Here is a 19,136-nt window from a genome sequence, read left to right as displayed (position 1 = left end):
CCACCTTTCACGTTCGATAGGTGGCCTCGACTGCCCCGCGCTACGCGGTCAAATCAGAGTCGAGTCGTGGCGCTTCAGCCATGTTTGCAAGATATGTGAGTCGGAAGATGAGCTCGAAGAAAGAACCCTGCAAACTTCAAGCCGCTCCCATGCTGCTGAGTGTGACAGCGAACCACCTACATTCATCGAGCTTGCTGCGGTACGGCTCTGAGCAAGATCCCCCTCTGCCATCCAACGCTGGCAAGGTCATGACGGAGGCCAAAGCCGTTTGATTAGGTACTCTTAAATCAGCCAAAAGGTAACCTGGCCGCTTAGAGTCCAGTGCAGCTTCTGAGCTGCGTACCACCCGAGACGAATGAACTGAACAGCATTGACACTACGGCCATAAGTTACCGCTCAAGAACAACGGCGAGCCCTTGGCCGACGCCGATGCAGATCGCGGCGACTGCGACTCCTCCGCCGCGGCGCTTGAGCTCGTGGGCGGCGTGACCGATGATCCGGCCGCCTGAGGCGCCGAGGGGGTGACCGATGGCGATGGCGCCGCCGTGGATGTTGAGCTTCTCCGGGTCGAAGTCGGGCCAGCCTTTGAGGCAGGCCAGGGACTGTGAGGCGAAGGCTTCGTTCAGCTCGACGAGGTCAACGTCCGCCCAGGTCCGTCCCGCGCGCGCCAGCGCCTTGTTCGCGGCCTCGATCGGCGCGATCGGGAAGATGTCCGGGTCGACGCCGTGGGCGGCACGTCCGGTAATCCGCGCGAGCGGTTCGGCGTCGAGGGTGTCCTCGGCGCCGAGCAGCACCGCGGAAGCACCGTCGTTGATCGAGGACGAGTTCCCGGCCGTCACGGTACCGTCGGCGGCGAACAGCGCTTTGAGACCGGCGAGCTTCTCAACGGTGCTGCCGTCGCGGATGCCCTCATCGCGCGCCATCTCAGCGCCGGGCACCTGCACGATCTCGGCGTCGTAGCGGCCCTCCGCCCACGCTTTCGCGGCGAGCTCATGCGAGCGGACCGAGAACGCGTCCTGTGCTTCACGGGTGATCCCCCACTCCTGGGCGATCTTCTCCGCGGACTCGCCGTTGGAGATGGTCCAATGCTTGGGCAGGGCCCGGTTTACCATGCGCCACCCGATGGAAGTGTTCCAGAGCGTCTGGTTGCCGACCGCCGGCCAGGGCTTCGGGGACTTCTCGAGAACGAAGGGCGCACGGGACATGGACTCCACGCCGCCGGCGAGGATCAGCTCTGCATCCCCCGACTCGATCGCCCGGGAACCCTGGATCACGGCCTCCACGGACGATGCGCAAAGCCGGTTGACGGTGACGCCCGTGACCGAGGAGGGGAAGCCCGCGAGGAGGGCGCCGAAACGGGCGACGTTGCGGTTGTCCTCACCGGCCTGGTTCGCGTCTCCAAAGATCACGTCTTCAATACGTGCGGGATCGACGCCGGTGCGCTCGACGGCGGCTTTCATGACGACCGCGGCGAGGTCGTCAGGGCGGATCCCGGAGAGCGCACCGGCGGCGCGTCCGAAAGGGGTGCGGACGGCATCGTAGATGAACGTCGAGGTCATGGGGTGAACCGTGGTCTTTCTGTGAGTAAGGTGGGTCAGGCTGCGGAGCGCCTGGAGTGATACGCGGCACGGAACTCGTCAGGGACGGTCCCGGCGCCGGTAGCAAGGTCGGCGGCGAGCTCGCCGAGCAGCGGAGCGAACTTCGCACCACGGCCGGAGCAGGCGGACAGGACGACGATGCCTTCGGCCTCGTCAATCAGAAAGTCGCTGCTGGGCGTGCTGGTGAACATGCACGTCGCTTCCGCGTAGGAATCCGGTTCGACACCGGGCACCCATTCCTTGACGTAGTCGCGAGCTCGTTGCCTGGCCTCCGGCCGGATCTGGCCGGTGCGGTCGAAGATGCTCGGGATTACGGTTCCGCCATTGAAGTGCGCGATCTTGAGGCCGTGGTATCCGGCGTCGCGGCCGCCTGGCAGACCGTAGATGTCGACCGTCTCGTTCTCGTGCATGAACGTCGGCCAAGCCGGATAGGGTGCGCCGGAAGCGCCGGCGTCGCGGTAGGGGAAGTGGAACGCCTGCTCCTCACGCACTTCGAAAGACGGCAGTGAGTGGATGAACCCGGCAGGCAGAGCGAGCGAGTCCAGAAGGGTTGGAAGCCACGGGCCGGCCGCGACGACCACTTTCTCGCCTTCGACGACGTCGCCGACCGTGGATTCGACGCGGAAGCCGCCGGTGCGCCGCTCGATAGAGCTGACGGTCCAGTTCGTGAGCAGTCTGACCCGCCCGGTTGCGGCGGCCAGGCGAACGAACGCCTCGACCGTGTTGCGGGCATCAAGCACTCCAGCGCCGGGGTGATAGAGTACCGCGCCGTCGAAGCCGTACTGCGGCCAGCGCGAGCCCGCCTCCGCCTCTGGCAGTAGCTCATGCTCGACACCCAGCGCGTCCAGGACACGGGCGAGGCCGACGGGATCGTTCACCGCGCCATGGTCGAGGGCGCCGGTGGGTTCGATCAGACGTGCACCGTTCTCCCGTTCGAGTTCGTCCCACAGCGGCTTGGAACGGATAACGAGCCCTGTGTAGAGCTCGCTCGGGTAGGCGTAGCGAAAGATCCGCGCGGAGCCGTGCGAACTGCCGTACGGGTTGGCTGGTGCCGACCGCTCCAGCAGGGTCACGTCTTGCCCGCGTTGGGCGAGACGCCACGCGGTGGCGGCGCCGGCGAGTCCTGCGCCTATGACGATGTACTCGCCCATCTCGCTCCGTCCTTACCGCTTGAACGCGGAGACCCCAGTGATCTCGCGGCCCACGATCAGGGACTGGATGAAATCGGTGCCCTCGTAGGTGTGGACGACTTCCATGTCCGTGAGATGGCGGGCGACGTGGTTCTCGAGCAGCAAGCCGTTGCCGCCGAGCAGGTCGCGGGAATCGCGGCATAGCTGCCGCGCTTTATCGCCAGTGAACATCTTCGCGAGCGAGGCCTGCTCGTTGCTTAGGCGGCCTTCGTTCTGCAGGGCGCCGGCACGGAAGCAGACCAGCTGCATCGCTGTAAGGTCAGCGAGCATGTTGGCGAGCTTGTTCTGGACGAGTTGGTAGTGTGAGATCGGGCTGCCGAACTGGACGCGCTCGGACGCGTACTGCACTGCCGCCTCGTAGGCGGCGGTCGCGTGTCCCAACGATTCCCAGGCGACGGTGCTGCGGGTGCGGTTGAGCACCGCCCCGACATCGCGGAACGACTGAGACTTTTCGAGTTTGTTCTCGGCGGGGATCCGAAGGTCTTCGAAGGTGATTTGCGCCTGCTGGATCGCGCGCTTGGCGATCTTCCCTTGGATGGCTTCCGCGTGGTATCCGGACGGGTAACTGCCGTCCTCGTTCTTCTCCAGGATGAACGCCTTGACCTTGTCGTCGGCGGTGTCGCGCGCCCAGATGATGACGAGATCTGCGACGTGGCCGAGGCCGATCCACCGCTTCGAGCCATTGAGAACGTAGTGGTCGCCGTCGAGGCGGGCGCTGGATTCAAGAGCCACGGAGTCGGAACCGTGATCGGGTTCCGTCAGCGCGAACGCGCCGAGCTTCTCGAGCTTCGCCATCTGGGTCAGCCAGCGCTGCTTCTGTTCGTCGCTGCCGAGTAGGTTGATCGTCCCCATCGCGAGGCCGGAGTGCACGGCGTTGAACGTGTTGATGCTCCCGTCACCGCGGGAGAGCTCCATGGCGACCAGTCCCGCCTGCAACCGGGTCAGGCCTGGGCAGCCGTACCCTTCGATCGCGGTGCCGATGATGCCAAGCTCCCCGAACTTCGGGAGGATCTGGTACGGGAAGTCCGCCTGTTCCCAGTACTCGTTGATGATCGGGGTGACCTCAGAATCGACGAAGGCTCGCACCTTCGCGACGAGCGCGCGATCCTCCTCACCGAGGTAGTCCTCGACGCCGTAGAAATCCACGTTGACGCCTGACCTGTTGAGTGCACTCATGCTGTTGCTTCCTTTGCTGAGATCGATGCGAGCGGCGAGGAGCCCGCGAGCCAGCGCCGCACCAGCTCGGTATCTGCGCCTAGCTCGGGGGGCGCCTTGTCGTAGGTCGCCGGGGTCTGTGAGAAGGTGATGGGGTTGCGGATCCCGGACAGAGAGTCATCCCCGGATCCGGCTTGAATGATCGGATCCAGGCCGATGCGCTCGGCGAACTGGACACCGGCTGCGACGTCCTGGATCGGCGCGCACGGGATCCCCGCTGCGGTGAGCCGTTCGAACCACTCCGTGGCGGTCGCATGCGAGAGCGCGGCTTCGAGTAGCGGACGCAGATCGAGTCGGTTGCGGCTGCGGTCGGGCGCGAACGCGAAGCGCGGATCCTCGACGAGTTCAGGCGTGCCGAGCTCCCGGCAGAGCACCCGGAACTGCCTGTCGTTGCCGATCGCGAGCACGATCTCCCCGTCTCCGGTGGCGATCGGCTCGTAAGGGTAGATGCTCGGATGCTCGTTGCCCATGCGGGTCGGAACGACGCCTGCGATGGCGTAAGCGCCGGTCTGGTTCACCAGGCCCGACAGTGCCGAGCTCATCAGATTGACCTCCACCCGCTGCCCTTCACCGGTCACTCGCCGGTGGTTGAGGGCGGCGAGGATACCGATGCAGGCGTGCATACCCGTGAACACATCGACGACCGCGACGCCGGCACGGAACGGCTCGGTCTCCGGCGCCCCGGTGAGACTCATGAGCCCGGAGGCAGCCTGGACGAGCAGGTCGTATCCAGGAAGGCTCGCCCCGCCCGCGGTACCGAACCCGGTGATCGAGGTGAAAATCACGTCCGGGTTCTGAGCCGCCACGCTCTGATAGTCCAGCCCGAACTTCTCGAGACCGCCGGGCTTGAAGTTCTCGATTACGACGTCCGCGCGAGCTGCGAGCTCGCGTGCGGTCGCGAGATCCCCGGGGTCGCTGAAGTCCAGTTCGATCGACAGCTTGTTCCGGTTGATCGAGAGGTAGTAAGTCGACTTGCCCTCATGCTCCGGCGGCATCCAAGCACGGGTCTCGTCCCCGATCGGACTCTCGACCTTGATGACGGTCGCCCCCATGTCCGCCAGCAGCATAGTGCAGTAGGGCCCGGCCAGCACCCTGCCGAAGTCAGCGATGATGGTGCCGCTCAACGGCCCCTGCCCCGAACGCGCGAGTAGTTCTTCAAGTCTGTTGTGATCTTCCACCGTCTACCTCGGGACCGTTCTTCCGTTGAACCGTTTTCGATGTTTTCACCTTGTCAGGCGCGATTAGTGCACGTCAAATACCTATTTTCACGTTATTGATACCTTCAGCACATATGTCCCTCTCCAATCGTTCGTCGCACTGAGACCTGAAATGAAGCAAATACGACACGATATATGATCCTCGTGCTATCATTGGCGAGTGGAAATTCAGGACCTCAGAGCATTCGTCGCCGTCGCGGAAGAACTGCACTTCGGGCGAGCGGCCGAACGCCTCCATTTGGCGCAGCCTCCGGTAAGCCGCACCATAAAGGCACTGGAGAAGGAACTGGGCGCGGAGCTGTTCCACCGCACGACGCGCTCCGTGGAGGTCACTGCGGCCGGGGAGGCTCTGCTCGGCCCGGCCCGCCGCATTCTCAACGAACTCAAGCATGCCGCGCACGATGTGCGCGCCGCTCAGAGCGGCGAACTCGGGCATGTCGGTATCGCCTTCGCTGGCGCCTCCACACAGATTCTCGTCGGCCAGCTCTCCCGCGCTGCGCGTCTCAAACATCCAGACCTATCCCTCGAGCTCTCCAGCCAGAACTTCGCCCAGCCCGCCATCAACCGGCTCCTGAACGATGAGGCGGACATCTCCATTGGCCGCTGGGACTACGTCCCAGCCGGCATCAGAACCCGCACTCTGATCAACGAGCAACTCGTCGTCGCCGTCCCGAAGACCCACACCTTGGCCGGCGCTGACTCGGTCCACATGGATCAGCTCTCCGCCGACTACTTCGTGACGCTCCCCCCGCAGCCCGGATCAGTACTTACAGACCGGCTGCTCCGACTCAGCCACGCTGCCGGCTTCGACCCCCTCATCGCGCAGGTCGCCCCCGACACCTGGACGGCGCTGTCACTCGTCGCAGCCGAGGTCGGCATTCATCTCACGATCTCATCGGTCGCAGAGAACACCCACACCGACGGGTTCTCCTTCCTCCCGGTCGCAGACCCATTCGACGAGGTGCTCCTGCGCATGGCCTGGCGCGCCGATTCGCGGAACCCCGCACTCGCCACGGTGCTGGCACTCGCCGACGAAGTCCTGTAGGCGCCGCCAGCTGTACTGCGCGCATACCCAACTGCCTCACCGGTCGGCGGCCGCCTCGATTCCTCTGAGCTAATCGATCTGGATGGTCGTGGGCGCTTCGCCGGAGAAGTCGAGCTTCGGGACGGACTCACTGAGACCCGGCGTCTCGGTAGCGGCGATGGTCAGCCAAATGCAGCCGACGAGTCAGGTCGAGGGCTCCAGCGACGTCCACAGCCAGACCGTGAGCGCGAACCCGATCAGCGGGCAGACCAGGTGCAGCAGGACGCCTCCCTTCGCGCGGTTCCCCGTCCTGTCTTTCCGGAGGAACTCGTCCTTGATGGCTGACAGGTTTACCATCGCGAACGCCGCGAGGGCGCCGAAGCTGATCATAAACTCCGCCGTATTCAAGTCGAGTACCAGGCTGGCCAGTGCGAACACCGACACGACGATCACTACGACAAACGGTGTGCTGAACCGGGGTGCAGCTTGGTGAGCGGCCGGGGCAGCACACCGTCGCGCCCCACAGCGATTAGCAACCGCGAAACGGATGCTGTCTTCCCCGCAGGGCAGCCACCTGGCTTATCTGCCGTGTACGGTGTCGAGGGCGTCGCGGATGCCGCGCACGATGGTGCGGATCTCCTCGGCCGTGACGATGAAGGGCGGGGAGATCTGGAGGATGTTGTTCGGGAGGTTCCGCAGGTGCACGCCGCGACCTTCGAGGACGGCGACAACGTCGAGCCCGGAGACGCCGTCGGCGAGGTCGACGCCGCCCATGAGTCCGATGTGCCGTACGTCTTTCACGCCGGGGTGGTGGCGGAGCTGTTCGAGTTCCTCGACGAGGACCGGTTCGAGCTCGCGGACGCGGCCGAGGAGGTTCTCGCGCTCGATGATCTCGAGGTTCTTGAGTGCGACAGCCGCGACGGTCGCGTGGCCGGAGTAGGTGAGGCCCTGGTGGAAGATGGGCGCGTCGTTTCCTGCGTAGAACTGGCTGGATACGCTGGGGGCGACGATGACGCCGCCCAGGGGCAGGTAGCCGGAGGTGATGCCTTTCGCGAAAGTGATCATGTCGGGTTCGAGATTGAAGCGCTCGGACGCCGTCCAGGTGCCTAGACGACCGAAGGCGGTGACGACTTCGTCGGCAATGACGAGGAAACCGAACTCTTTCGCGAGTTCCTTGATCCGCTCGAAGTAGCCGGCCGGGGGCGGAACGAGACCGCCGACGCCCATGACGGGTTCGGCGATGAACGCGGCGATCTTCTCTCCGCCGTGTTCGCGGATGGTGCGCTCGGCGGCGTCGATGTCCCACTGATCGACGAGCAGTGTCTCCGGGATGAGGGTGCCGGGGCCGAAGCCGTCGCTGTTGAAGGAGAGGCCTGCGACGCTGGTACCGTAGGCGTGGAGACCGTGATAGCCGTCCTGACGGGATACGACGGTGAGCTTCTCCGGCTGTCCCTGGAGCTGCTGGTGACGGCGTGCGAGTTTGAGTGCCAAGTCGACGGAATCGGATCCGCCGCTGGTGAAGATGACCTTGGCGTCGTCGAACGGGGCGAGCGTCGCGATCTTGTTCGCAAGTTCGAGTGCCGGCTCGTTCACGTACCGGCCGAAGATGTGCCAGGTCTCGAGGGTGCGTATCTGCTCGGCGGCGGCCTGTGCGATCTCGTCCCGGCCGTGGCCGATGTTGGCGTACCAGAGGCCGCCGGCGGCGTCGAGGAGACGGTCCCCGTCCGCAGTGGTGATGTAGGCGCCGTCGCCTTTGACGATGACGGTCTGCGGGTTCGAGAGCACGGTCGGCATGTGCGCCTGGGCGCTCCACAGGGCGTTGGTCTGGGGCATCTGCATCCTCCTGGGATCGTGTGTGTGGTTCGGGCCAGCCGTTGGGGTGCGGCGCGTGACCCAAGCGTTCAGCTGTAGTCGAAGAAGCCTGTGCCGCTCTTGCGCCCGAGCTCTCCGGCAGCGACCTTGTCGCGCAGGATCTGCGGGGGTGCGAAGCGCTCGCCAAGCGTGGAGGCGAGGTACTCCGCGATGCCGAGCCGCACGTCCAGACCGACGAGGTCGGTGGTTTTGAGCGGGCCGGTGGCGTGCCGGTACCCGAGCACCATCGCCGCATCGATGTCCTCGGCCGAAGCGACGCCCTCTTCGAGCATCCGCATCGCTTCGAGTGCGAGGGCGACGCCGAGCCGGGAGCTCGCGAAGCCGGGTGCGTCATGCACGACGACGGGGGTCTTCCGCAGCCCCTCGGTCCACTCTCGCGCTGCGGCGACGAGGCCGACGCCGGTCTGCTCGCCGACGACGACCTCGATCAGGGTGGAGGCGGGAACCGGGTTGAAGAAGTGCAGCCCGAGGAAGCGGGACGGGTGGGAGAGTTCTGCGGCGAGCTTCGTGACCGACAGCGACGACGTGTTCGTCGCGATCGCGGTGGTCTCGGTGACGCGCCCCTCGATCGCGCGGAGGGTGTTCACTTTGAGCTCGAAGTCCTCTGGGACCGCCTCGATCACGAGGTTTGCTTCTCTCAGGAGCTCGTAGTCCTCGGACACGGCGAGGCGCCCTAGGAGCACGTCGAGGGCGGGGGCCGCGGGATCCTTCGCGACCGCTTTCTGCGCGATGTCATCGAGCCGCGCCCGGGCGGCGTCCACCGACGCGGCATCGCGTTCGAGCACGGTGACCTGCGATCCGCCGATGGCGAGGCTGAGCGCGATGCCCGCCCCCATCCGTCCGCCTCCGACGACGGCGATGTGATTCGGCAATGCCATGGGTTCAGCGTCCTTTCCGCGCGTTGCGCTTCAGCAGAAAATCATCCATGCGCCGGGTCTTCTCCGGGGATTCGAAGAGCAACGCTTGCGCAAGGTTGTCGATGACCGGGTGCGCCGCCCGCGGCGCGTGGATCACCTGCTTGGTCACCTGGATCGCCAACGGGTCGAAACCGCCGATACGGTCCGCGAGCGCGTTCGCCCGGTCCAGGAGCTCGTCCGGCTCGCAGACTTCGCCGACCAGCCGAATCGATAGCGCCTCGTCTGCGGTGAGGACGCGGCCGGCGAGCAGGATCTCTTTCGCGACGGGCTCGCCCACGAGCTCGACGAGCCGCCAGCATGCCCCCGCGGCGGCTATGATGCCGAGGTTGGGTTCGGGGTTGCCGATCTTCACCCGCGTCGTCGCGATCCGGAAGTCGGCGGCGTAGGCGAGCTCGGCGCCGCCGCCGAGGGCATAGCCGTCGATCGCGGCGATCACCGGCATCGGCAGGGCAGCAATCCGCGCGAAGATGCTCGAGTTGATCCCGCGCAGGGCGTCATGACGGCGCCGGTCGCGCAGCTGGGAGATGTCCGCGCCGGAGGCGAAAATGCCGCCCTTGTCGGTGCGGGTTCCCGTCAGGATGAGGATGCGCGGTTCGCGCTCGAGCTGGTCGCAGACCTCGTGGAGATCATCCACCATGGCCTGGTCGATCGAGTTCAGTGTCTGAGGCCGGTTCAATCGCACGATCGTGCGATCGCCGTTGTGCTCGGCCGTGAGCGTTTCCACCAAGCCCCACCTCTTTCGGATCGCGTCCAGGCACACTCAGTCCTGGTGCATGTCATGTTCCAGCTTGGTGCGAAATCCAATAACACACAAATACCTAATAGATCCTATTTCATGACACTATCGTCATAAAATCTCACATGGACTCCACTGGGCGCGGTAGAGCATTATTAATGCCAGCGCATGAGCGGGGGCGGATTTGGTATTGGACGCGACATGAATAGTGAGCAACAGTGATAGTCGAGGATCCGTGCGCACTGGTGCGCGCGGAGTTCCGCGATCACACACCGAACAATGAAGGAGCGTCGTCGCACATGGGTGTCTACACGACAGTGAATCCTGCAACCGGCGAGCAGCTGGCCGAGTTCCCCGAGATCACCAACAAGGAGGCACGGGAGGCTCTCGATCGCGCCGCGGAAGCCTATCCGCAGTGGCGGGATCGCGGGCTGCAAGAGCGGGTCGCCCTGGTCAAGCGCATCGCCGCGCTCCACCGCGAACAGCGGGAAGAACTGGCTGCGCTCATCACGCTCGAGATGGGCAAGCCCATCGTCCAGGCGCGTGGCGAGGTCGATCTCGTCGCGAACATCTACGACTATTATGCGGACCGCGCCGAGCAGTTCCTCGCGGACGAGGTGCTCGACATCTCCGGCCCCGGCACCGCCATCGTGAAGACCGAACCGGTCGGCGTCCTGGTCGGTATCATGCCGTGGAACTACCCCTATTACCAGGTGGCACGGTTCGCGGCCCCGAACCTGATCCTGGGCAACACGATCCTGCTCAAGCACGCGCGCAATTGCCCGCAGTCCGCCCTCGCTATCGAGCGGGTGTTCCGCGAGGCGGGGCTGCCCGATGGCGTCTACGCGAACGTGTTCGCCAACAACGGTCAGATCGCCGAGATGATCGCCGATCCGCGCGTGCAGGGCGTCTCTCTCACCGGTTCCGAGCGGGCGGGCTCAGCGGTCGGCGAGGTCGCCGGGCGGCATATGAAGAAGTACGTGCTGGAGCTCGGTGGATCCGACCCGTTCATCGTGCTCGACGACGCCGACCTCGACGCGGCAGCCGCCGCAGCCGCGGTCGGTCGCTTCGCCAACGGCGGGCAGGCCTGCACCGCGTCCAAGCGCTTCATCGTCCTGGACGCGGTGTACGACGCGTTCCTCGAGAAGTTCATCGAGCAGAGCCGCGCGTACGCCACAGGCGATCCGTCGTCGGACGAGACGAAGCTCGGCCCGCTCTCCTCCACCGCCGCCCGCCACGATCTCGTCGAGCTGGTCGACGACGCCATCGACCGCGGCGCGAAAGTCCACCTGGGCGGGGAGGCCCCCGACGCACCGGGCGCCTACTATCCGGCGACCGTGCTGTCAGGCGTGACCAAAGACATGCGCGCCTACGCAGAGGAACTATTCGGCCCGGCCGCGGTCGTGCACCGCGCCGCGTCCGAAGAGGAAGCGGTCCAGATCGCCAACGACTCCCCGTTCGGTCTAGGCGGCACGGTCTTCTCGGGCGACCTGGAACGGGCGCAACGGGTCGCCGACCGGATCGAGACGGGCATGGTCTGGATCAACAGCACGAGCAAGACAGCCCCGGATCTCCCGTTCGGCGGGGTCAAGGCCTCGGGCGTCGGCCGCGAGCTCGCGCATTACGGCATCAACGAGTTTGCCAACAAGAAGCTCGTCCGCGTCCCTGAGGCCACGAAATAGTACGCCGCGTGGCGGAGTGCACCACCGGAGCGATTCGAGGGATACACTCCGCCACTTCGCATGCCCCATCCCCATGCCCAGGCTGCACTCACAAGAAGTAACCTCGGGCAGGGCTCGGATCTCTTAGCCGATGGGGCCGGGCGTGCCGTACGCGCAGCATGAGCGGCATTCCGAGTCGCTTCATTTGACGTGCGTTCCGAGACCGTGTTCAGGGCCCCGCGGGTACATGACGTGCCGAGGACGACCTTTGGGCACCCGAAAGGCGAGACCGCGCACGCAGCGTTCGAAGAGGCGCCGGAGTTGACGGGTCACCTGGTCCTCGAAGCCTCCGTGGTTGACATCGGCGAACCAGCAAGTGGGCTGGCGAGCGGGCGAGAAGCTAGTCGACGGGTCGAACAGCATGAATCCTCGCGCGCATGTTCGTTCATACCGATGCGATAAAGAACATCCGTATTTCGGTGGTACCGGTGATCGCTGTGTCGAGCGATGCGACCCGAGAATCGGATTAACGTCTTGGCCGATCGGCCCCAATGGTTGCTCGCTACGATTGCCGCAGTCAGGAGCGCCGGGTAGACCGAAACCGCCTCTAGCCTAGGGCGGGCTGATCCCAGATCGGCAGCAACGTGCCAATGTCGCGGCGCTGCGCCTCCCAGAGGAGTTCGGTCGCCCAAGCGACGTCTTCGGCCGGGATCCCGCCGATGGAGAAGAAGGACGGCCGTGCCGGATCGTAGCCAGGTGCCCTGCCGTCGACGATGTCCCCGAACTCGGCGATGTCGGCAACGTTCAGGCGCCCGTCCAGGAGCATGTCCTGGTATTTGACACCGAGAGCCCCGAGTTGCTCGTGATACGGAGGGCTGAAGTTCGCGACGTAGGCTTCGTAGAGCGGAGTGTGGTCGACGACGTTACGAGCGCCAGTGCACAGGAACCCGGCATCGACTTGGATGTTCGAGGTCGCCGCGACATACGCACCCGGGCGCAGCCACTCCGGGTCGATGACCGGGTAGTTTGCGACGCCGGACAGACCGGTCGCGGCGACCGTGACGATGTCGGCCTCGGTGACCGCCGACCGGATCGAATCGACGATCTCCACCTCTTGGATCTGGGGGAACTCGGAGCGGACGAGTTCCTGGAAGCGCTGCGCGTTCCGGCTCGTGAGCGAACGCGCCGCGATCCGGACGCGGGCGATGGCGGGCCGTGTCACTAGGATCGCCCGGAACGCAACCTGGTTGATGAGCCCGGGGCCGATCACCGCGACCGAGTCAGCGTCCGTTCGGGCGAGGTGCAGAGTGCCGGCTCCGACGACCGCGCCCGTACGATAGGCGCTGATCAGGTTTCCCGGCATCACGGCGATCGGAGCGCCAGTCTCGGTGTCATTCAAGACCACCAGGTGCATAGACCGCGGCAGACCCTTCTCGCTGTTCTCGATATTCGAGCCATACCATTTGAGGCCAGTCGCACGATACTTCCCACCGATGTATGCAGGCATCGCCATGAAGCGGCGGTCCGAGGTATGGCGCGGCATACCGGGGAATGCCGGCTCGAGGGGGAAGTCGACCTTGATCCCATGCGAACTATGATTCGGACCACCCATGCGGTAGTCGCCGGTCGCGAGCAGCGAGAAGACCTCGCACATCGTGTCGATACAACGTGCCATGTCCGTGGCGCCGACGTCGATGATCTCGGGCTCGCTGAGGTAACGCAATCGGAGAGAAGTGTCGTGCATCGTTGCCCTTTCCTGCCCGCGGTCTCACCGCCGGGTGCCGTATTGGATATTGCGATGCTAACCTTCGATAACGTTTCCAGAACGCAAAAGAACCGCTTTTATTCAGACTAATAGCGCATGAATCTAGTGAGAACTGGTATCGAGGGACTCTTCGATTCGTTCCCCGGAGCTGGAACACTGAGGTCACCAGCTAATTTCACAACGGCTGCACGGTGCCGTGCCGCACGAGGAGAATCGATGTCCAGCACTGAGCAGGCGTCCGTCGCCGTCATCGGGATGGGCACCGTGGGTGCCATGGCCGCCTGGCAGCTGTCGAAGCTGGTGCCCGGACGCATCATCGGCATCGAGCAGTACGGCGTCGCGCACGCGTACGGCGCGTACGCCGGGGAGTCCCGCCTGTTCCGCACCGCAGCCTACGAGGGCGAGCACTATACTCCGTTGCTCGTCCGGGCGCAGCAGCTGTGGCGAGAACTCGAGCGAGAATCGGGGCAGAGCATCTACTTGCAGGTCGGAGCGCTCACGATCGCCCCCGGCGCTTCTCCGAAGATCGCTGGAACCCTCGAGGCCGCCGAGCGCTTCGTCCTCCCCCACGAGCATCTGGTGGGACGCGAGCTGCGACGTAGGTTCCCGCAGCACGACTTTGACGATGGCGACGAGGCGATCCTCGATCTCGGCGGCGGCGGCCTGCGCCCCGAGCGCGCCATTCTCACCGCAGCATCACTCGCCGAGCGCGGAGGTGCCGAGATCTGGGACGACACTCGGGTGCTCGGCATCGACGAGCAGCACGGGAGGCACCTAGTGAGCACCACCCGCGGCGACATTCTCGCCGAGAAGGTTGTCATCGCCGCCGGCCCCTGGAGCCAGCAGATCCTCCCTGAGTTGAAGACGTTCACGAAGGTGAAGAGTGTGCCGCTCACGTGGTTCATGCCGAAACGCGTAGACCAGTTCCTTCCCGAGCGGTTCCCCGTCTTCGTGCGGGACCGCGGAACCACCCACCTGTTCGGCGCCCCGAGCCTCGAAGGCTACGCCGTGAAGATCAGCCGTGCCGCGTTCCCGGACTGGCCGCTCGTCGACGACGTCGCGCAGCTGCAGCGTGAGCACACCCGGACTGAGCTCGCGCAGACCTCCGAGCTGGCGACCTGGTACTTTCCGGGCCTGCACCCGGAGCCGGTGCGCCACAGCATCCACCCGGACAGCTACACGGCCGATCTCACCCCGATTATCGACGCCTCGCCCGACGGCAGCCGCGTCGTCGTGTCCGGGCTGTCGGGACGGGGCTTCAAGTTCGCGCCCGCCCTCGGCCGTATCGCCGCTGACCTGATCCACGCAGGCGCCAGCGAACTCTACGACCCCGGCCGGTTCAGCCTCGCCGCTCACTACCGCGCGCTCGACCACTGACCACACGGGCGGACCGGGGCTCCTGCCGCTGCGCATCGCGCACGCGCCGGGAGCACAGTTCGCCATATTCATGAGAACCCCTTGAGAAGGAGAAGCACCATGCAGGAAATCACTCGCGACGTCGTCATCATCGGCGCCGGTCCCGCGGGACTCACCGCGGCGCGGCGCCTGAGCCAAACCGGGAAGACAGTCGCCGTGCTCGAAGCGCGCGACCGCGTCGGCGGCCGCACATGGTCGGACACGATCGACGGCTCCTTCCTCGAGATCGGCGGCCAGTGGATCGCGCCCGAACAAACCGCGATCCAGGATCTCGCGGCGGAACTCGGACTCGAACTCTTCCAGCGCCACCGCGACGGCGATTCGGTGTTCATCGACAAGGAGGGCAACCGCCACCGTTTCACCGGCGACTTCCCCGTCAAGCCGGAGACCCTCGAGGAAATGCGCAAGCTCCGCGCAGAACTCACCCGACTCTCCCTCGAAGTCGACCCAGCCGCCCCGTGGGAGCACCCCCGCGCCGCCGAGTACGACGAGATCACCTTCGACGCCTGGCTGCGCGCCCAGAGCGACGACGCCGAGGCGCGCCTCATCATCGGCAACTTCATCTCGGGGGCGATGCTCACCAAGCCAAAGCACTCGTTCTCCCTGCTGCAGGCTATCTTCTTCGGCGCCTCGGCCGGGTCGTTCGAGAACCTCGTGGACGAAGACATCCTCCTCGACAAGCGCGTCGTCGGCGGCATGCAGAGCGTCTCCATCCGCATTGCCGAAGAACTCGGCTCCGAAAATGTCTTCCTCGACAACCCGGTGCGCGAATTGCACTGGGAGGACACCGCCGAAGGCGCCCCCGCCACGGTCACCGCGATCACCGACCACCTCCGCGTGAGCGCCCGCCACGCGATCCTCGCGGTACCGCCGAACTTGTACTCCCGCATCCAGTACGTTCCGGCCCTCCCCCGCATCCAGCAAATCGCGCACCAGCACCACTCGATGGGCCTCGTCATCAAGGTCCACGCTTCCTATGACCGCCCATTCTGGCGCGAGCAGGGCCTCTCCGGCACCGGGTTCGGCTACTACAACGTAGTCCAGGACATCTACGACAACACGAACCACCGCGACGAGCGCGGCACTCTCGTCGGATTCATCGTGGAGCACGACGCGGAGAAGGTCTGGGCGCTGCCCGAAGATGAGCGCCGCGAGACGATCCTGAACTCCCTCGCCGAGTATCTCGGCGACGAGGCGCGCAACCCGCTCGCGTTCTACCTCTCCGATTTCGGCGCCGAGGAGTGGACCCGGGGCGCGTACGGCACCAGTTACGATCTCGGCGGCCTGAGCCGCTGGGGTGCGACCCAGAACCAGCCCGTCGGCCCGATCTTCTTCGCCAGCTCCGACATCCAAGGTTTCGGCTACCAGCACGTCGACGGCGCCGTCCGCATCGGGCAGGACACCGCCGCCCGCATCCTTGAGGCGGACCGCGCAGCACAGTGACCACCACACAGCGCGAGCCCGCCGCGACCACCAAGAGCCTGACGCTCAAGGGCCTCCAGAAAGGGAAGATCGGCGCCTTCGCCGGGGCGATCATCGGAATCGCGAGCATCGCCCCGGCTTACACCATGACATCCGGGAACGGGCCGACGATCTCGGTCGCCGGCCTGCAGACCCCGTTCATCCTGCTCATCGGATGCATCCCGATGATGTTCGTGCTCATGGGCTACCGTGAGCTCAACTCCTCGATGCCGGACTCGGGCTCCACGTTCACCTGGTCGTCGCGTGCGTTCGGGCCGTGGATCGGCTGGCTCGGCGGGTGGGGGCTCGTCGCGTCGACCGCCCTGGTACTGTCGAACCTCGCCGCGGTCGCCGTGGATTTCTTGTTCATCGCGCTGTCGCAGATGTTCGAGAACCCCGACATCGCCGACCTCACGGGCAATCTCTGGGTCAACATCCCGGTCGTCGCGATCCTAACGGGGATCGCCGCGTACATCTCGTATCGAGGCGTCGAGGAGACCAAGCGCGTTCAATACGCGCTTGTGGGCTTGCAGGCCATAGCCCTCGCCTGGTTCGTGATCGCAGCGGTCGCCAAGATCGCGAACGGCGAAGCCTACGACTACACCCCGGTGAGTCTGGAATGGTTCAACCCCGCGCTCCTCGGATCCGACGGGTTTAGCTTCAGCGCACTCATGGCCGGCCTCTCGCTGTCGATCTTCATGTTCTGGGGCTGGGACGTCATCCTCACGATGAACGAGGAGACCAAAGATCCCCGCCGCACTCCCGGACGGGCCGCACTGCTCACCATCGCCATGATCGTGATCACCTACCTCACCGTCACAATCGTGCTGCTCAGCTACACCGGCATCGGCACGACAGGGCTCGGGGCCGGAAATCCGGACATCCAAGAAGCGCTGTTCGCCGCCCTCGCCCCCGAGGTAATGGGACCATTCGCACTGATCATGTCGCTCGCCGTCTTCGCGAGCTCCGCCTCGGCGCTCCAGGCGACGCTCGTGTCCCCCTCCCGGACCTTGCAAGCGATGTCACATTACGGGGCCGTGCCGAAAACCCTCGGCAAGCTCTCCAAGTACCAGACACCCGGCGCCGCGACGGTGTGGGCGGCGGTCGCCTCTGTCACCTTCTACGTGCTGATGCGCCTCGTTTCCGAGGACGCCCTCTGGGACACCATCACCGCGATGGGCATCATGGTCTGCTTCTACTACGGCATCACCGGCTTGGCAGCGTTCTGGTACTTCCGCGGCACCTGGTTCGCTAGCATCGGGAACTTCTTCCGACGCTTCCTTCTCCCGCTCCTCGGCGGTATCGCGCTCGTCGTCATGTTCGTCAAGACGCTTTACGACTCCGCCACCGACCCGGACTTCGGGTCCGGGAACATGCTTTTCAGCACCACCCTCCCCGACGGCTCTACCGATGGCGGCGTCGGAGTCGTCTTCGTCGCCGGCGTCGCCATTATCGGCGGCGGCATCATACTAATGGTGATCTACTCCCTCATAAACCCAGGATTCTTCAAAGGCAAGGAAATCGAAGTCGGATCGGTACGCCAGGAAACCGATATGACACCTTTTGATGCCGCAGCAGATCACGCCTCAGCAGAGCGAGAAGAGCACTTGCAACATGAAACCGGACGCTAGTCAAGGTTACTCAAAAGTGTTATTACCGCAATACAGCGACGTGCCTCACCTAATATGCCCGCGAAACACTTCCGGTGCATCACGTAAAAATGCCCGCGAAACGGAATCATCAGTTTCATGGGAAGTGGGCTATCAATGCGTGCCAGACACGAGATCACACGAAAGTTCGCGAAGCAGTATGCCGCAGCGGCCAAGAAGGAGAAGAGCCGTCTCCTTGACGAGGTATGCGCGATCACGGGCTGGTCCAGAGACAACGCGCGCAGACAGTTACAAGCTGCGCTGAAACCGCGTCGGGTAGGGGCCCGGCAACGTAAGCCGCGCCCGCTGAAGTACTCACATGACGCGTTGAAAGTGCTGCAGAAAGTGTGGGCGTTCGCGGGCGGGATCAGCGGGAAATACTTGGCCGCGTCAATGGAACTCCAACTCATGCTGCTGGAAGCGCACGGCGAACTGGTCCCAGGCCGGGGCAGGTACAGTCACCACGTCGCGGACGAGTTGCTGGCAATGTCACCGGCCACGATCGACCGCTACCTCGCCCCAGCCCGCGCGAGGGACCCACTCCGCGGGATCGCCACCACCACGCCAGGCCCGCTGCTGCGGAACTCGATCACGATCAGGAAAGCCGGTGACGAGATCGAGGCCGTACCCGGGTTCTTCGAGGGCGACACCGTCGCACACTGCGGGCCCGTCTTGAAGGGTGAGTTCTGTCGCAGTGTTGATCTCACCGACATGCACACCGGTTGGACGTACACGCGCTCGATCCGGAACAACGCACACCTGCACATTCGTGACGCCCTCGACCGATTCATCAGCGAAGTGCCGTTCGAGGTGACCGGGGTGGATTTTGATAACGGGTCCGAGTTCATCAACTACGACGTCATCGGTTGGGCTGCAGAACTTGACATCTACTTCACGAGGTCCCGGCCGTACAAGAAGAATGATCAGGCCACGATCGAGTCGAAAAACAATCAGATCGTGCGCCGGTACGCGTTCTACTGGAGGTACGACACCGCGCCTCTGCTGAAGCTATTGAACGAGTTATGGCCGCTGGTGAACGATCGCCATAATTTCCTCACCCCCACGAAGAAACCCATCGGTTGGGCGACCGATCAAAGGGGGCGCCGTAAACGTGTCTACGATGAGCTCGCGACACCATTCGACCGGCTCCAGCGTTCCGGTGTGCTCAGCGCCGAGAAGACCGCCGAGTTGACCGGGTACCGTGACAGCTTGAACCCGGCCCACATCGCTCGCGAGATCGACCGAATCCAGCAGCGCCTCACCTACCTCGCGGCCGAGAAGACTCGCACGCTCGAAGCGATCGAACTCGCGAAAGCACCAAACGCGGCAGCCGGGGTCAAGCCGGCCCGCGCGAGCAGGAAACAGGCAAGCTAAGCTCGAGAATTACGCGGGCATTCTTATGTGAGTCACCGGTG

15 protein-coding genes are annotated in these 19,136 nt (G+C 64.7%); 6 read left to right on the top strand and 9 right to left on the bottom strand.

Annotated features, from left to right (window positions below):
* Positions 1–389: 389 nt before the first annotated feature.
* From ACR0R4_RS12005 to ACR0R4_RS11990, 4 genes are read right to left on the bottom strand one after another with little or no spacing between them, the layout of a single operon-like run.
* Entirely contained in the window at positions 390–1,559 is a 1,170-nt protein-coding gene (locus tag ACR0R4_RS12005; protein WP_433647677.1) for a thiolase family protein, read from the bottom strand.
* A gap of 35 nt (positions 1,560–1,594) precedes the next feature.
* On the bottom strand, positions 1,595–2,749 hold the full coding sequence (locus ACR0R4_RS12000; RefSeq protein ID WP_079941027.1) for an FAD-dependent oxidoreductase: 1,155 nt from the start codon (positions 2,747–2,749) through the stop codon (positions 1,595–1,597).
* Between the two features lie 12 nt (positions 2,750–2,761).
* The gene (locus ACR0R4_RS11995; RefSeq protein ID WP_079941028.1) at positions 2,762–3,964 is read right to left on the bottom strand and encodes an acyl-CoA dehydrogenase family protein; all 1,203 of its coding nucleotides are present in this window, start codon (positions 3,962–3,964) and stop codon (positions 2,762–2,764) included.
* Positions 3,961–5,181, bottom strand: coding sequence for a CaiB/BaiF CoA transferase family protein (locus tag ACR0R4_RS11990; protein WP_433647676.1), 1,221 nt, complete (start codon positions 5,179–5,181; stop codon positions 3,961–3,963). Before ACR0R4_RS11990 ends, ACR0R4_RS11995 begins: the two co-directional genes overlap by 4 nt.
* 199 nt (positions 5,182–5,380) lie before the next feature.
* Here ACR0R4_RS11990 and ACR0R4_RS11985 point away from each other — a divergent pair, with 199 nt between their 5' ends.
* Positions 5,381–6,265, top strand: coding sequence for a LysR family transcriptional regulator (locus ACR0R4_RS11985; protein ID WP_079941030.1), 885 nt, complete (start codon positions 5,381–5,383; stop codon positions 6,263–6,265).
* Between the two features lie 183 nt (positions 6,266–6,448).
* On the opposite strand, the gene ACR0R4_RS11980 is transcribed toward ACR0R4_RS11985, so the two are convergent.
* From ACR0R4_RS11980 to ACR0R4_RS11965, 4 genes are all read right to left on the bottom strand, one after another.
* On the bottom strand, positions 6,449–6,697 hold the full coding sequence (locus ACR0R4_RS11980) for a hypothetical protein (RefSeq protein WP_228145539.1): 249 nt from the start codon (positions 6,695–6,697) through the stop codon (positions 6,449–6,451).
* Between the two features lie 126 nt (positions 6,698–6,823).
* A complete protein-coding gene (locus tag ACR0R4_RS11975; protein WP_253035956.1) occupies positions 6,824–8,077 on the bottom strand; it encodes an aminotransferase family protein in 1,254 nt (417 codons plus the stop codon).
* A gap of 68 nt (positions 8,078–8,145) precedes the next feature.
* Positions 8,146–8,994, bottom strand: coding sequence for a 3-hydroxyacyl-CoA dehydrogenase family protein (locus ACR0R4_RS11970; protein WP_079941037.1), 849 nt, complete (start codon positions 8,992–8,994; stop codon positions 8,146–8,148).
* 4 nt (positions 8,995–8,998) lie between these two features.
* On the bottom strand, positions 8,999–9,757 hold the full coding sequence (locus tag ACR0R4_RS11965; protein WP_228145543.1) for an enoyl-CoA hydratase/isomerase family protein: 759 nt from the start codon (positions 9,755–9,757) through the stop codon (positions 8,999–9,001).
* A 311-nt stretch (positions 9,758–10,068) separates the two neighbouring features.
* Here ACR0R4_RS11965 and ACR0R4_RS11960 point away from each other — a divergent pair, with 311 nt between their 5' ends.
* Positions 10,069–11,451 carry an NAD-dependent succinate-semialdehyde dehydrogenase gene (locus ACR0R4_RS11960; protein WP_079941038.1) on the top strand — a complete coding sequence of 461 codons (1,383 nt, stop codon included), beginning with the start codon at positions 10,069–10,071 and terminating at the stop codon, positions 11,449–11,451.
* A 586-nt stretch (positions 11,452–12,037) separates the two neighbouring features.
* On the opposite strand, the gene ACR0R4_RS11955 is transcribed toward ACR0R4_RS11960, so the two are convergent.
* Positions 12,038–13,174: a tyramine oxidase subunit B gene (locus ACR0R4_RS11955; protein WP_079941039.1), complete on the bottom strand. Its 1,137-nt coding sequence runs from the start codon at positions 13,172–13,174 to the stop codon at positions 12,038–12,040.
* 237 nt (positions 13,175–13,411) lie between these two features.
* On the opposite strand from ACR0R4_RS11955, the gene solA reads away from it, so the two are divergent.
* The 4 genes from solA to ACR0R4_RS11935 all read left to right on the top strand — a co-directional run bounded on the left by solA (position 13,412) and on the right by ACR0R4_RS11935 (position 19,095).
* Entirely contained in the window at positions 13,412–14,572 is a 1,161-nt protein-coding gene (solA, locus tag ACR0R4_RS11950) for an N-methyl-L-tryptophan oxidase (RefSeq protein WP_079941043.1), read from the top strand.
* Between the two features lie 99 nt (positions 14,573–14,671).
* Positions 14,672–16,054, top strand: a complete 1,383-nt coding sequence (locus ACR0R4_RS11945; protein ID WP_375237648.1) for a flavin monoamine oxidase family protein — start codon at positions 14,672–14,674, stop codon at positions 16,052–16,054.
* On the top strand, positions 16,051–17,703 hold the full coding sequence (locus ACR0R4_RS11940; RefSeq protein WP_433647675.1) for an APC family permease: 1,653 nt from the start codon (positions 16,051–16,053) through the stop codon (positions 17,701–17,703). The genes ACR0R4_RS11945 and ACR0R4_RS11940 overlap by 4 nt, the downstream gene beginning before the upstream one ends.
* 135 nt (positions 17,704–17,838) lie before the next feature.
* Positions 17,839–19,095 (top strand): integrase catalytic domain-containing protein, encoded by a 1,257-nt coding sequence (locus ACR0R4_RS11935; RefSeq protein WP_433645266.1) that lies wholly within the window; start codon positions 17,839–17,841, stop codon positions 19,093–19,095.
* The last annotated feature ends 41 nt before the right edge of the window (positions 19,096–19,136 follow it).

The sequence above is a fragment of the Leucobacter fengyongliangi genome (assembly GCF_050971685.1).
Lineage (GTDB): Bacteria > Actinomycetota > Actinomycetes > Actinomycetales > Microbacteriaceae > Leucobacter.
Note: the sequence above shows the minus strand (reverse complement) of the source record. Positions and strands in the feature narration are given on the sequence as shown.